This window comes from Janthinobacterium sp. DSP2-3-3 (assembly GCF_049897325.1).
GTDB lineage: Bacteria > Pseudomonadota > Gammaproteobacteria > Burkholderiales > Burkholderiaceae_D > Janthinobacterium.
This window is the reverse complement of the sequence record NZ_JAFCWA010000013.1, coordinates 111,463-124,829: the sequence shown is the minus strand read 5'-3', so window position 1 is coordinate 124,829 and position 13,367 is coordinate 111,463. Positions and strand designations below refer to the sequence as shown.

The following is a 13,367-nucleotide window of genomic DNA, read 5'->3' as shown; positions in this document are numbered from 1 at the left end:
ATTTCGGCTACAGTGGCAGATCGATCACCTGCCCCCTGGAGCCCCGCATGTTGAAAATTCTTGGAAAAGCCGCCTCGATCAATGTCCGCAAAGTCTTGTGGACGTGCGAAGAACTCGACCTGCCGTACGAACGCGAAGACTGGGGCAGCGGTTTTCGTGCTACCGACGACCCCGCCTTCCTGGTCTTGAACCCGAACGCCATGGTGCCCGTGCTGCTCGATGGCGACCTGGTGCTGTGGGAATCGAACACGATTTGCCGTTACCTGTGCGCCCAGGCGGGCCGCGATGACTTGCTGCCGAGTCATCCCCGCGCCCGCGCGGAAGTGGAAAAATGGATGGACTGGCAAATGGGTGACCTCAACAATAGCTGGCGCTACGCCTTCATGTCGCTGGTGCGCCACAGCCCGGTGCACCAGGATGCGGCGCAGCTGGCGGCCGGTATTGCCGGATGGAACAAGATGATGGGCGTCCTCGAGCAGCAATTGCAGCGCACGGGCGCGTATGTGTGCGGTGAACAGTTCACCCTGGCCGATATCGTGCTGGGCCTGTCCGTCAAGCGCTGGCTGACGGCGCCGATGCAACGTCCCGACACTCCCGCCATTGCCGCCTACCATGCGCGCCTGGAAGGTAAAACCGCCGTATTTGCTGGCTAGATCTGCTGCATGCTGTCCATGCATCCTTCTCTTCCTCAAAAAAAACCGGCCGTAAAGGCCGGTTTTCAGCTGTCACGGCGCCTTAATTCGTGCACTGTCTGGCTACGCCTTCGGCCGGCGCAGGCGGCTCGATCAGCGGCATCAGACTCGGCGCCAGGGACACCAGCAATTGCACAGGCAAGGCGCTGGTGAAATCGTAGTTCTTCGATTCCGGTCCCCGCACATACGCCGTCATGCTGCCATAGAAGCGTTCGCCGATATTGAACACAAACGTGGCCGAACGGTTCACATAACGCGACTCGATCAGGCGGCCACCGGCGCCATACACGTCGAAGCGCTGGTCGCCCGTGCCCGTCTTGCCGCCCATGGGGATCGGCACGCCGTCGGCGCCGACAAACGCCGTCTTCGCCCGTTTCGCCGTACCATCCGACACCACTTCTCGGATGGCCTTGGCGACAGCCTTGGCCACGTCCGGCGACAGCACTTGTTCCGCCTCCACCTTGCTGCCCCGCTTGACCATGGTGTCATACGGCGTATTGGCGGCGAAATGCATGGAATCAATGCGCACGCTCGGCTTGCGCACGCCATCGTTGACGATGATGCCCATCAACTCGGCCAGCGCGGCGGGACGGTCGGCCGAAGCGCCCAGAGTCGTCGCATACGACGGCACCAGCGAGTCGAACGGATAGCCCATCTTCTTCCACTGGCGGTGGATTTCCAGAAAGCCCTCCACTTCCAGCAAGTTGGCGATGCGGCGGTCCTGCGCATGCTTGCGATGCGTATTGAACAGCCATTTGTACACTTCCTGGCGTTCCTTTTCGCTGGCCGCCACCATCTGCGACAGAGTGGAACCTTCGTGTTGGCGCAGATACGCCACCATCCACAGTTCCAGCGGATGCACATTGGCCAGATATCCCCGGTCGGCCAGCGACCAGTTTTCCATCGCGTACTGCTGGTACATCTTGGCAACGCGCTCGGGCGGCACTTCGTTTTGCGATGTCAAGTTGGCGTTGAGGAAATCGCCGAATTCCGCTACCGTGCCCTTCGGATTGACGGTGCGGAAAATATTCGCCAGGCGCACAGGGGTCGGGCGGATGCTGGCCAGCAGGATCTTTTCCTGCTCGTCGACGCTCTTGCCGCGGTACTTCTGGTAGAAGCGGTGCAGGAACTCGCGCCCTTCCTTGTCGGCAAAACGGCTCAGGTACTGCGCGCGGCGCGGGTCGTCCGCATCCGCCAGCAGCGAGGCCGAGGAATCGGGGCGCGAGAACATGTAGTAGCGCGCCACGTCGCGCATCAGGCGCACGAACACCAGGTTGGTCGACTGGCGCAGCGCCTGCTGCAGCGTCATGATGCGGCTGTCGTCGAGCTTGGAAAAGTTGCCAAAATGGTGCAAGCCGCCGCCCGTGAAGAAGCCTTCGCCAGGGTTGCCCGAATATTTACGTTCCATGGCAGCGGCCAGCATGGCGGGCAGCTTGCGCGCCTCGCCGAGCGGCAATGGTTTCAGGTAAGCAATCGCCCACTGCGACAGCATGTCCTTGGGATCGACGGCAATCTTGCCCAGCTCGGCGGCGCCCATGCCGCTGTAGCGCTGGTGCAACTGGTCGATGATGTCCATATATGTCACCAGGGTGCGCAGCTTGGCCGTGGAACCGAGGTCGAGCTTGGCGCCCTCGTTGATGTCGAGCGGCTGGTCGAAGTTATCCGTTTGCACGCGCAGCAAATTGGCTTGCTCGCCCTTTTGCAGCAAGGTAAAGCTGTAGACTACATTGGCCGGGTCGCCATTGCCCAGCATGCCCTTGCCCGTCAGGCCGGCCGCTTTTGCCACTTCCGGATCGCGCAACTCGCGCAAGACCTTGGTGACGGCGTTTTGCGCCTGCGCGTCAAGCGTGCTGACCACTTTCAGGTCGAGGCGGTCGAGGTTGTACAAGCGCGGATCGCCGAGCATGCTGGCCAGGTGATTGCGCACGGCATTCGAGGCCTTGCGCGTGACGAACGAAGTGGACGCTTCCGACTGCACGCCCGAAGCCGTCGACGGGCGCAGCTTCTCGGCGATGGCCGCATTGCGCAACTGCGGCGAAATCACGCCCGCTTGCCCCAGCAAGCGCAGATGGCTGTTGGTCAATTCTTCCAGGTCGGCGCCACCGGCCACCAGATAATGCGAGGGACGGCGCTGCGCGATCAACAGGCTCAGCGCCTGCTTGTAGGCCAGCGCGCTGCCCGGTTGGTCCATCTTACCCTTGAGCATAGTCTTCACTTCGGCGAACGGACGGCCATACCAGACCCACATGCCATCGCCAATGCCGTTGACCTCGCCAAAACCGCTTTTGGCCGACAGCGGCACGGTATTCAGGTAATTGACGACGATCTTGCGCCGCGCTTCCATGGTATTTTCGCCATCCTGGTACGAGCGCAGGCTGGCCGAAATCATCTGCAGCAACTTGTCTTGCATGGAACTGGTGCGGCCGTCTTCCGAATGGCGGTATTTTTCGATCTGCGTGGCCAGGGTGCTGCCGCCACCGCCCCGGTGGCCGCCGAACAGGTTCAGCGCCTTGTCGAGGATGGCTTTGCTCAAACGGTCCCATTCCACGGCGGGATTGCGCTCGGGCGTGCCCGGGTCGAGCAATTCGCGGTTTTCGATGAACAGCAGGCTTTGCACCAGCGCCGGTGGCGCTTCGGCAAAGCTGTCGAACATGCGCTCGGGATAGCTGGCCGCGAACAGCGGCGCGGCGCGGCAATCGAGGATGGTCAGTCCGGCGCGGTTTTTCTCGTGATAGGTGGCAAAGATGCCCCGGTCGACCAGTTGCACCATCTTCGGCGACATGCGCGCCTGCGCCGTGACGGCATAGTCGCGCGCATTCAGCTTGCTAATAAAGTCCGGCAGGCTGGCATAGCCGAGCCGCTCGTCATACGGACCATGCTGCGGATAGCGGATGGCGCCCGCCGGTGCGGGGCCAGGCTCGACCTTGAACGTCACCTGGCGGTCCAGGCGCGTGAAAAACTCGGCCTGCAGGGCCGACGTGCGCACTTCGCGCATGACGAACCACGCCACGCCGGCGATCAGCGCCAGCACAATGATGGCAAAGATCGGCCAGATGCGCGAACGGCGCTTCTTCGGCGGGCTCGCCGGCGGCGGCGCCTCGGCAGCTGGATCAGAGGGGGGCCGCTCTTGCGCGGCCAGGTTGTCGCCTGTGTCTTTCATGGGATGCTGGGGTAAGGTTGGGTTTGGACGGCGCGGAAAATGCGGTAGCGATACCGCTCCGCGCAGGATAAGACGAGGGCCAGCCAGAGCCGGTCACAACAAAACTTGCTTAACATGATGTCCATACCAATGAATCAAAAAACACGCTACTGCACAGGCAGGCAACCCCGCGTTTGACACGCCAGGCTCCTGTTCACCATTCCACCACATCGGCATGAAAACGACTGACGAGCGCACACAAAAATCTTGCTTCATTGAAGATTTTCGCAAAAAAACAACGTCCTGGAACGTACGCTTGCGTACATAGATGCAAGGCGGACTGGACGCTGGCGAAAAAGCCGCCGGCGCCGGGCTGGCAGCAGCTCAGATGGTGGTGTATTCCGCGTGCAGGGCGTCGAGCGCGGCGCGCATGTCCGCAAAGGCGGCCGCCGCTTGCGCCGGTTCGCCCTTGACGCCCAGTTCGATATGCCGGCGCGTCTGCGCATCGCCCACGCTGGGCAGGCTGAACACCTTGATCAGCGGAAACTCCGCTTCCAGACGCACCATCAGCGGCGTCAGCAGGGACTCGGCCGTTTCATACACGAGCAAGGCATGTTCCGCGTGCGGCACCTGGTTGAACAGGTGCGCATAATGCGTGTCGAGTACCCATTCGATCATGGGCCAGGACATGACGGGAAAACCCGGCACGAAATAATGTTCGCGCACGGCAAAGCCGGCAATCTTGTTGTACGGATTCGGAATCAGCTCGGCGCCTTCGACAAACTCCGCCATTTTCAGGCGGTGCAGGTTTTCCGGCGAGTTCAAGTCCGCCGACACGCCCGCTTCCTCGCCCATTTCCGTGATGCGCTGCTCGATATTGAGCTTGCCCTGCGGATGCAGCACCAATGGCAGACCCAGCGCATCGGCCGCCGCCTGGCGCGTATGGTCGTCCGGCGTGGCGCCGATGCCGCCAAAGCTGAAAACGATGTCGCCGCTGGCAAAACTGCGCTTGAGCAAGGCGACCAGGCGAGCCGGTTCGTCGCCCACATATTCCGCCCAGCTCAGCTGCAAGCCGCGCTGCTTGAGCATGCTCACTACTTTCGGGAAATGCTGGTCAGTGCGCTTGCCCGACAGGATTTCGTCGCCGATGATGATCAATCCGATAGCCATGGAACTTCCTCGTAGAATTCGACAAAAATACTCAAGCGTCCGCCGGCGCCACGTCGGTCATGCCGCGTACGCCCCGCAAACGCGACAGTGCTTCCAGGCAGTAATACTGGAACCACAGACCCGTAAAGATAAAGATCAATACATACAGCCAGATGGCGAACGCCGCCAGGAAGGGGAAGAACACCACTGACATCACGCCGCCCATCCATAGCATGCCCGGCACGGCGCCGGCCGCGCCGGAGACCATGCCGATGGCCAGCAGGGGCCAGCGCTGCGTGCGCATGATGGCGTGGCGCTCTTCCACGCTGGCATAGTCGGCCATGGCGTCATACGCCATCACGCGGTAGGTCAGCCAGCCCCACAGCACCGCTTGCCCCACCAATGCGGCGGGCGGAAACGCGTACAGGGGCAGCAAGACTACCCAGACGACGATGAACAGCAAGAACGTGGCCAGCGAGGTGCCGACGCTGCCAGCCAAGCTGCCGCCATGTTTCTTGTCCAGTTGCGGAAAGTGCCGCCCGCCAATGTGGCGGCCGATGGCCGGCATGGCGAACAGGCCCATGAAGATCAGCGCCGTCAATATCATCAGCGGCAGCAACATGAACATGGCGATCAGGGGCACGATCACGGCTTTCAGCACGCCCAGGCCAAAGGTGGCCAGCACCTGGCCGCTGCTGCGGAAGAAATCGTATTCGGTAAACAGCGCATGCAGGCTGTCGATCAGCGGCTGCAGGCCCACATACAGCAGAGCGCCCCACAGGATCACCGACAGGATGAATGGCGCGACGCTCAGCAGCAGTATCTTGCCGTGCAATTGCGACAGCAGGGCGCGGCCATACGAATTCAAGACATTACGCATCAACGGCGTCCTTTTCGTTTCAATCTTGCAAATTCCACCATGCGGCGCAGGCCCAGCCATTGTTGTTGCCAGAAGCCGCTGCCATAGTTGCGCCCCGGCCGGCCCACGCCATGACTGTCGATACGGGCCAGCTGGTCGCGCACGCCCGTGCGCACATAGCCCTCCGAGAAATTCGCGGTGCCCAGCAGCATATCCCAAATCGGCAAGACCACGCCGAAGTTGCAACCGCCCATGCTGCCCTTGCCTTTCGATTCATGCCCCACGCCTATCGCATGATGCGTGCGGTGGAAACGGGGCGAGATCAACAGCCGCTCGCCGACGCGGCCGAAGTGTATCCGCACATTCGCATGCTGCAAGCTTTGCAGAATGCGCGAAATTGAGACCAGCAGCACATATTGCCCAGGCGGCACGCCAATACCGAGCGCCACCAGCGCCATCACTACGTCGCGCAAGAAGTCATCGAGCAAGTGGTTGCGGTCATCGCTCCACAAGTTCATGTTTTGCTGGCTGTGATGCAGGCTGTGCAAGCCCCACCACCAGCCGAAATGGTGCGAGGCCCGATGGTAGCAATAATCGACGAAGTCCAGTATCACAAAATAAATGATAAAACTGAGCAAGGGACTGATGCCGGGCAACAGCGATTCCAGGTTGAAGGGATGGATATTATCGAAACGCAAGGCGCCCGCCAATGCATCCATCAGTGGATCGAGCGTGAAGAAGACCAGCACGGAAAACAGGCCGATGCGGTGCAGCACCGTGTAAATAAAGTCGTTCCATCGGGCGCGCGCATCGGTGATTTTTTGCGCGGGAATCAGGGCTTCGAGCGGACGTAACACAAAAAACAGCAGCACCAGCTCGCACAGGCCGATCAACAGCCACTCCGTGCCTTCGAACGCCTCTTCCGTGAATTCGCCAAAACCCAGGTGATATACGAGCGGGTTGACGATAGTCTGGAACAGCCAGCCTTGCGCCACGCCAAAGGCGTCGATCACCGTGTCGATGACGGGGGTGACGAGGCTGAGGATGTCGGCGGCGATCATGGCTGGCCCTTCTTCGGCGCGTAGGCAGGATGCTCGCGCAGGGTGGCAAAGCAAAAACCCTTGTCTTGCAAGCCGGAAATCAAGGCATCCAGGTTGGCGGGAGCCCATGGCTCCTTGCGCGACCAGATGCCCATGTGTGCAATGAAAATGTCACCGCTGCGCAAGTTCGCCAGGGCTTTTTTCAGCAGCACGGCGTTTGGATACTTGTCGCTGGGCAGCTCATCGCCCGAGTAGCCCGCTGGCGCCCAGCCCGCATGCTGGTAGCCGCAGGCGCTGCCGGCCGCCAAGGTGCGCGGCGACGTATAGCCGCCTGGCGCGCGCCAGAACGGATCGAGCTTGTGCCCGGTCAGCGCCTGGAAGCGCGTATCGACGCGGCGCAATTCCTCGCAGAACTGTTGATCGGTCAAGGATGCCAGCTTGCCGCCCCCCTTGCCGAACTGGGGCTTGACCTGGATCAAGCCATTGGCCAGATCCTTCTTCCAGTACACGTGGTCAAACGTATGCGTGCCGAACGCATGGCCTTCGGCGACCCTGGCTTTCCAGTACGGCGCCCACGACGGATCGAGCGAATAGTCGCCGCGCGTGGTCTTTTCATTGGCCAGGAAGAAGGTTGCCTTCACATGGCGTTTATTCAGCACGTCGGCGATCAGTTGCGCTTGCGACTGGCTGCCCGTATCGAACGTCATATAGATGGTGCCCTTGCAGGCGGCAGTTTCGGCTGATGCCGGTGCTACCGGTGCGGCCGCATGCGCGGGCGACAGCATGGCGCTGGCGCACAGCAGCATGGCGGGCGCACAGCCCGCAAAAAGGAGGCGTTTCATCATCACACCCGTCATCACATGCGCGGCGAATGGGTGGCGAAATACACGCCGTGGGGCGAGCGGCCCACCGGTATCGTCTTGATCACTTTGCGCGTGGTCAAATCGATCACGGCCACTTTCTTGATCCAGCGCAACGTCACCCACATGGTCTTGCCATCGGGCGTGATTTCCATGCAGTCCGGGCCGCCGGGCACATTGATGGTGCCCACGTTTTCCAGCGTCTTCTGGTCGATGATGTTGATGGTGTTCGACACGCGGTTCGACACAAACGTCATGCGGTTATCACCGAGCGCGCGAAAATTATGCGTGCCGGCGCCCGCCTTGATGCGCTTGACGGTCTTTTGCGTGCGCCAATCGATCACTTCCACGTAATCGCTGCCCATGATGCCCACCAGCAAATGTTTGCCATCGGGCGTCATCGTGATGCCGGCTGGCGCGGGGCCGACAGGCATGGTCCATTTGACGGTTTGCGTGGCCAGGTCGATGGCGCTGACCTGGTTGCTGCCCTGCTGCGTAATGAAAGCCATGCTGCTGTCGGCCGTGAACGCCATGTGACTGGGCAGCTTCGGCAGCGCGATGCGCTTGGCCAGGGTCAGGTTCTTGCCGTCGTAGCGGTACAGGTCGATGCGGTCCAGACGCAGCGAATTCGAAATGAACCACTTCTGGTCCGGCGAAAAGCCGATCTGGTAAGGATCGAGGATATTACTGATGCGGCGCTGGATCTGGCCCGACACGGGGTCGAGGAAGATCAATTCATTGCCGACGGAACTGGCGACGATCAGCGACTTGCCATCCGGCGTCTCCATCAGATGGTGCGGTTCCTTGCCGACGGCAAAGGTGGACAAGGGAGCATAGGTTTTCTGGTCCAGCAGTTGCACCGTAGCATCACGGGAATTGAGCACCACCACCACTTCGGCTTGCGCCGTAGACATTGCGGAAACCAGGCACAGCGAGGAAAAAACAAGGCGGCGTAGACTGCGGAACATGGAAGAAATCACTGTTAAATACAAAATAGGCATTTTACGTGGAACACTGTACATATTGTGTGAAATCCCCCCTTAAATGCAAGCGGTAGCCACACATCGCCGTAATTTCCCCTTTTTCCTTGCGCCGAGCCTGGAATGGCGCTTTGCAACTCATTGCTCTACAATCTGAAGCTTTCATCGCCTACACAAGGATTATCATGACCACCACCACTACCGCTTCCGGCCTGCAATACATCGACACCGTCGTCGGCGAAGGCGCTGAAGCGCAAGCCGGCAACAATGTTGTCGTGCATTACACGGGCTGGCTGCAAAACGACGACGGCAGCGCCGGTTCGAAATTTGACTCGAGCAAGGACCGCAACGACCCATTCGAATTCCCGCTGGGCGCAGGCCGCGTCATTCAAGGCTGGGACGAAGGCGTGCAAGGCATGAAAGTGGGCGGCAAGCGCCAGTTGATCATCCCGGCAGCACTGGGCTATGGCGCACGCGGCGCCGGCGGCGCGATTCCACCGAACGCCACCCTGATTTTCGACGTCGAACTGCTGGGCGTATAAGACTGCCAGGCAGTCCAGACACTGCCTGCCGCCAGACGCCGTCCATGAGACGGCGTTTTTTTGAGTGTCTCCTCTAATGCACGGCGCCCTTTTTTCACTATGATGTCAGGCACTGCAGCACGCACGGTGGCCACTCCGCCGGGTCTGCCGCACTTTTCCAGCGATTCCATCAGCACACAGGAGCCATCATGAGTTTACAAGAGCAATTCGAACAAGCGCAGCTCGATTCCAAGACCCTGTCCGAGCGTCCGGACAATATGACCTTGTTGAAAATCTACGCCTTGTTCAAGCAAGCGTCGAGCGGCGACGCCGCGGGCGAGCGTCCCGGCATGACCGACTTCGTCAACCGCGCCAAGTTTGACGCCTGGGCGGCCCTGGCCGGCACCTCGAAGGAAGAGGCGCAACAGCAGTACATCGACTTGATTGAAGACTTGAAGGATTAAATGCGACAGATGCCTGTTTTGCAGAGAAATAGGCCGAAAACGGCTGAAAACTCACAAAAAACCACCAAAACAGGCCGAAAACGCAAAAGTGGCTACCAGAACGGTAGCCACTTTTTTTTACGCCGGTAATAGCAGCAAACTTACTTTTTTGCCGCCGCCAGCGCTTGCGCGATCCAGCCGTCAAACTTTTGCTGGTGGTACTTGATCCAGCCGGCCGTGTGGCGCGCGATATCGGCCTGCGTGTTTTCGCCGCGCCGCATGCGCTCGTTCTGCGCATTGATGTCGGCCACCGGCAGTTGCATCACTTCGAACAGCTTGGCCGCCGCCGGGTTTTTCTCCGCCCAGGCCTTGTTGGAAACGATGCGTGCCGTGTTGACGGCAAAGCCGTAATCGCTGCCATCGTCGAGGCGGGTATTTACCTTGTCCGGATTGGCCGAGAATGGCACTTTCAGCCAGACCACATCCTTACCCGGCACCAGCACGCCGCTGACCCAGTACGGCGTCCACGTGTAGTACAGGATGGGTTCGCCGCGCTTGTAGCGGCCCAGGGTGTCGGCGATCAGGGCCGCATAGCTGCCCTGCACGTGCGTCACCGTCTCGCGCAATTTGTACGCATCCATGTGCTTCTCGATCAGTGCTTCGCAGCCCCAGCCGGGGTTGCAACCCGTTAAGTCAGCTTTGCCATCGCCATCGTGGTCGAACAACTTGGCCAGGGTGGGATCGCGCAACTGGTCGATATTTGTGATGTTGTACTTTTGCGCCGTCGCCTTGTCGATCAGATAACCTTGCGCGGCTGGCCCAGCATACTGGCCAGTGCGCAACAGCTTGGCGTCGCCGCCTGCATTGTTATAGAAATCCTTGTGCATGGGGTCCCAGTGCACGGCCATGAAGGTGGCGTCGCCGTTGGCGATGGCGATATGCGCGGTCGGGTACTCCACTTCCTTGATCGGCTGCACTTCATAGCCCAGCTTTTCCAGGGCTTTGTCGACCAGCATGGTCTGGAAGGTTTCTTCCGCGATCGAGCTTTGCAGCGGCTGCACCTTGACGCCCTTGCCGGGCAGCGCATCGGCGGGGGCGGCCGGCGTCTGCGCCATGGCCAGGCTGGTGGTCAGGGCCAGGGCGGCGATCGCCAGGGCTGAATACCACTGGAACTTGCGTTGCGATTTTTGCGTCACTTTAAAATTGTCAATTTGATGCATGTGTATCCTTTATTGTGCGTTGGCCAGCGTGGCTTGCTGTTCAACATTATTTTTTTCCGTGTTGCCGCGCACCAGGCGCAGCACGAAACCGGCAGGACCCGTCTGATACCAGTGGCGCACGCCACGGCGTGGCTGGCCCATCGCTTGCGTCAAGCGGTCCAGGGTGATAGCCAGCAGCACGATGCCCAGGCCACCCACGGTTGCCAGGCCCATGTCCAGGCGGCCGATGCCGCGCAATACCATTTGACCCAGGCCACCGACGGCGATCATCGAGGCAATCACCACCATCGACAGCGACAACATCAGCGATTGGTTGATACCAGCCATGATCGATGGCATGGCCAGCGGAAACTGTACGCGGGTCAGCAACTGCCACGGCGAGGCGCCATACGCGCGGGCCGCTTCAATCAGGTCCGGACGCACCTGGCGGATACCGAGGTTGGTCAGGCGCACCAGCGGCGGCAGGGCAAAGATGATGGTCACGATCACGCCTGGCGCATTGCCGATACCGAACAGCATCACCACCGGCACCAGATACACGAAGGCGGGCGTGGTTTGCATGGCATCGAGCATGGGGCGCAAGATATTCTGTGCGCGGTCGCTGCTGGCAAGGAAAATACCCAACGGCAAGCCGATGGCCAGGCAAAAAGCCAGCGACGTCAACACCAGCGACAAGGTGGTCATGGCTTCCGGCCAGATGCCCAGCATCGATACCACCAGCAGTGCCAGCACGGTGCCGATGGCCAGGGTGCGGCTGGTAAATTGCCATGCCAGCAAGCCGATGATGGCGATCACCGTCAGCGACGGAGCGGCCAGCAGCACGCCTTCCACGCCGGACAGCACGCTGTCGATCGGCGCGCGCACGGCTTGAAAGAAGGGGCGGAAATGCGCCACGACCCAGCCCAGGCCCTGGTTAATCCAGCTTTCCAGCGGCAGCGAGCCGTCGAAAATCTGTGTCAGGTGAAAGCCGCTCGCATGTTCCGGCTGCACCGCAGGCGCGGCGGCGTCCAGCCAGGCGGTGCTGGCCTCGGTGGGCGGCGTCAGCGCCCAGGGGTTGATCTGGGCCGCCTGTTCAACAACAGGTTCTACTGTGGAAACGGTGCTTGGGTTCATGCTTGTCCTTTCTGTAATTGTGGCTCGGCAATGGCTGGCGTATCGCGGTCAAGGAACTTCAGCAAGGTAGTCTTGCTGATGGCGCCGCGGAAGCTGCCATCATTGGCCACCACAGGGACGGCGTAAGGCAGTTGCGCCACCTGGCCAAACAGGCCGGCGACTGGCTCATCTGCATTGATAGTCTGCACGTCGGGCAGATAGGCATGCGCCAGGCCCAGCGGGCCGACATGGCCGTCGAGCGCATTGCGCAGCGAATCGACCGAGACGACGCCGAGGAACTTGCGCTGCGGATTGACGACATACGCAAAAGCACGATCCTGCTCTTCCAGCATCGACAGCGCGGCGCGCGAGCCGCGGCTCGGCGATTCCGACACCACGATCTGGCTCTTGCGGGCGATATCGCTGGCCTTGAAGACGGCCGCTGCATCGACGCCGCGCACGAAGTTGCGCACGTAATCGTTGGCTGGTTTGCGCAGGATTTCTTCCGGCGTGCCTACTTGCACCACGTGACCGTCTTTCATGATGGCAACGCGGTCGCCGATGCGCATGGCTTCGTCGAGGTCATGCGAAATGAAGACGATGGAGCGGCGCTTGATTTGCTGCAAACGCAGCAGTTCCGATTGCATTTCCGTACGGATAATCGGATCGAGCGCGGAAAATGCTTCATCCATCAGCAAAATCGATGGATCGCAAGCCAGCGCACGGGCCAGGCCCACGCGCTGCTGCATGCCGCCCGACAATTCGTCGGGATAGCTGGCGCCGTAACCGTCCAGGCCCACTTGCTCCAAAGCTTGCTGGGCCAGCGCATGGCGCTCGGCCTTGGGCATGCCGGCCAGTTCCATACCGAAGGCAGTGTTGTCGAGCACGGTAATTTGCGGCAGCAGCGCGAACGACTGGAACACCATGCTGATGTCCTTGCGGCGCAAAGCGCGCAGCTGGGCGTCCGGCAAAGTATTGATGTCGTTGCCGTCGATCAGGATGCGGCCGGCGGTCGGCTCGATCAGACGGTTCAGCATGCGTACCAGGGTCGACTTGCCCGAACCGGACAGGCCCATGATGACGAAAATCTCACCCGCTTCAATGGTAAAGGTGGCGTCGAAGACGCCGATGGTGCAGTCGGTCTTGGCCAGGATGTCTTGCTTGTGAACGCCCTGACGGACGAGTTCAAGTGCTTCTTCTGGCTTGTCGCCGAACACTTTGAACACATGGTCGATAATGATTTGTTTTGCCACGATGTGGTTCTCCCTCGATTTGACGAATGGAATGAAACCCAACAAGCTGCTAGCTTGCGGCGGGAATCAACAAACCCTGTTGCGTCGGCTACGCCACGGCGCAAAAGCGCACGGGAGCG

12 protein-coding genes are annotated in these 13,367 nt (G+C 60.6%); 3 read left to right on the top strand and 9 right to left on the bottom strand.

What is annotated here, in order from left to right; all coding sequences use genetic code 11:
• Positions 1–47: 47 nt before the first annotated feature.
• The gene (locus tag ACP7DE_RS23160; RefSeq protein ID WP_426074286.1) at positions 48–653 is read left to right on the top strand and encodes a glutathione S-transferase family protein; all 606 of its coding nucleotides are present in this window, start codon (positions 48–50) and stop codon (positions 651–653) included.
• Between the two features lie 82 nt (positions 654–735).
• Here ACP7DE_RS23160 and ACP7DE_RS23155 read toward each other — a convergent pair whose 3' ends face one another.
• The 6 genes from ACP7DE_RS23155 to ACP7DE_RS23130 form a co-directional block, all read right to left on the bottom strand.
• Positions 736–3,852: a transglycosylase domain-containing protein gene (locus tag ACP7DE_RS23155; protein WP_426074285.1), complete on the bottom strand. Its 3,117-nt coding sequence runs from the start codon at positions 3,850–3,852 to the stop codon at positions 736–738.
• A 363-nt stretch (positions 3,853–4,215) separates the two neighbouring features.
• Positions 4,216–5,001, bottom strand: coding sequence for a competence/damage-inducible protein A (locus ACP7DE_RS23150; protein ID WP_426074284.1), 786 nt, complete (start codon positions 4,999–5,001; stop codon positions 4,216–4,218).
• Positions 5,002–5,032: 31 nt separating this feature from the next.
• Positions 5,033–5,860 carry an EI24 domain-containing protein gene (locus ACP7DE_RS23145; RefSeq protein ID WP_426074283.1) on the bottom strand — a complete coding sequence of 276 codons (828 nt, stop codon included), beginning with the start codon at positions 5,858–5,860 and terminating at the stop codon, positions 5,033–5,035.
• Complete coding sequence (locus ACP7DE_RS23140; protein WP_426074282.1) at positions 5,860–6,900, bottom strand: sterol desaturase family protein; 1,041 nt, start codon at positions 6,898–6,900, stop codon at positions 5,860–5,862. Before ACP7DE_RS23140 ends, ACP7DE_RS23145 begins: the two co-directional genes overlap by 1 nt.
• Complete coding sequence (locus ACP7DE_RS23135; protein ID WP_426074334.1) at positions 6,897–7,721, bottom strand: polysaccharide deacetylase family protein; 825 nt, start codon at positions 7,719–7,721, stop codon at positions 6,897–6,899. Before ACP7DE_RS23135 ends, ACP7DE_RS23140 begins: the two co-directional genes overlap by 4 nt.
• A gap of 14 nt (positions 7,722–7,735) precedes the next feature.
• Positions 7,736–8,653 carry a cytochrome D1 domain-containing protein gene (locus tag ACP7DE_RS23130; protein ID WP_426074281.1) on the bottom strand — a complete coding sequence of 306 codons (918 nt, stop codon included), beginning with the start codon at positions 8,651–8,653 and terminating at the stop codon, positions 7,736–7,738.
• Positions 8,654–8,904: 251 nt separating this feature from the next.
• Here ACP7DE_RS23130 and ACP7DE_RS23125 point away from each other — a divergent pair, with 251 nt between their 5' ends.
• The gene (locus tag ACP7DE_RS23125; RefSeq protein ID WP_010395194.1) at positions 8,905–9,261 is read left to right on the top strand and encodes an FKBP-type peptidyl-prolyl cis-trans isomerase; all 357 of its coding nucleotides are present in this window, start codon (positions 8,905–8,907) and stop codon (positions 9,259–9,261) included.
• 188 nt (positions 9,262–9,449) lie between these two features.
• Positions 9,450–9,704 carry an acyl-CoA-binding protein gene (locus ACP7DE_RS23120; RefSeq protein WP_426074280.1) on the top strand — a complete coding sequence of 85 codons (255 nt, stop codon included), beginning with the start codon at positions 9,450–9,452 and terminating at the stop codon, positions 9,702–9,704.
• A 140-nt stretch (positions 9,705–9,844) separates the two neighbouring features.
• Here the strand turns inward: ACP7DE_RS23120 and proX are convergent, their stop codons facing one another.
• The 3 genes from proX to proV are packed head-to-tail and all read right to left on the bottom strand — an operon-like array spanning position 9,845 to position 13,248.
• Positions 9,845–10,903 carry a glycine betaine/L-proline ABC transporter substrate-binding protein ProX gene (gene proX / locus ACP7DE_RS23115; RefSeq protein ID WP_426074279.1) on the bottom strand — a complete coding sequence of 353 codons (1,059 nt, stop codon included), beginning with the start codon at positions 10,901–10,903 and terminating at the stop codon, positions 9,845–9,847.
• Positions 10,904–10,912: 9 nt separating this feature from the next.
• Positions 10,913–12,016, bottom strand: coding sequence for a glycine betaine/L-proline ABC transporter permease ProW (gene proW, locus ACP7DE_RS23110; protein WP_426074278.1), 1,104 nt, complete (start codon positions 12,014–12,016; stop codon positions 10,913–10,915).
• Positions 12,013–13,248 (bottom strand): glycine betaine/L-proline ABC transporter ATP-binding protein ProV, encoded by a 1,236-nt coding sequence (gene proV, locus ACP7DE_RS23105; protein ID WP_426074277.1) that lies wholly within the window; start codon positions 13,246–13,248, stop codon positions 12,013–12,015. The genes proW and proV overlap by 4 nt, the downstream gene beginning before the upstream one ends.
• Positions 13,249–13,367 lie beyond the last annotated feature (119 nt).

Bases quoted from the DNA above. Each gene is read 5' to 3' on its own strand.
- ACP7DE_RS23135 (WP_426074334.1), bottom strand. From the start codon at position 7,721: ATGAAACGCCTCCTTTTTGCGGGCTGTGCGCCCGCCATGCTGCTGTGC.
- proW (WP_426074278.1), bottom strand. From the start codon at position 12,016: ATGAACCCAAGCACCGTTTCCACAGTAGAACCTGTTGTTGAACAGGCG.
- proX (WP_426074279.1), bottom strand. From the start codon at position 10,903: ATGCATCAAATTGACAATTTTAAAGTGACGCAAAAATCGCAACGCAAG.
- ACP7DE_RS23140 (WP_426074282.1), bottom strand. From the start codon at position 6,900: ATGATCGCCGCCGACATCCTCAGCCTCGTCACCCCCGTCATCGACACG.
- ACP7DE_RS23160 (WP_426074286.1), top strand. From the start codon at position 48: ATGTTGAAAATTCTTGGAAAAGCCGCCTCGATCAATGTCCGCAAAGTC.
- ACP7DE_RS23150 (WP_426074284.1), bottom strand. From the start codon at position 5,001: ATGGCTATCGGATTGATCATCATCGGCGACGAAATCCTGTCGGGCAAG.
- ACP7DE_RS23130 (WP_426074281.1), bottom strand. From the start codon at position 8,653: ATGTCTACGGCGCAAGCCGAAGTGGTGGTGGTGCTCAATTCCCGTGAT.
- ACP7DE_RS23155 (WP_426074285.1), bottom strand. From the start codon at position 3,852: ATGAAAGACACAGGCGACAACCTGGCCGCGCAAGAGCGGCCCCCCTCT.
- ACP7DE_RS23145 (WP_426074283.1), bottom strand. From the start codon at position 5,860: ATGCGTAATGTCTTGAATTCGTATGGCCGCGCCCTGCTGTCGCAATTG.
- ACP7DE_RS23120 (WP_426074280.1), top strand. From the start codon at position 9,450: ATGAGTTTACAAGAGCAATTCGAACAAGCGCAGCTCGATTCCAAGACC.
- ACP7DE_RS23125 (WP_010395194.1), top strand. From the start codon at position 8,905: ATGACCACCACCACTACCGCTTCCGGCCTGCAATACATCGACACCGTC.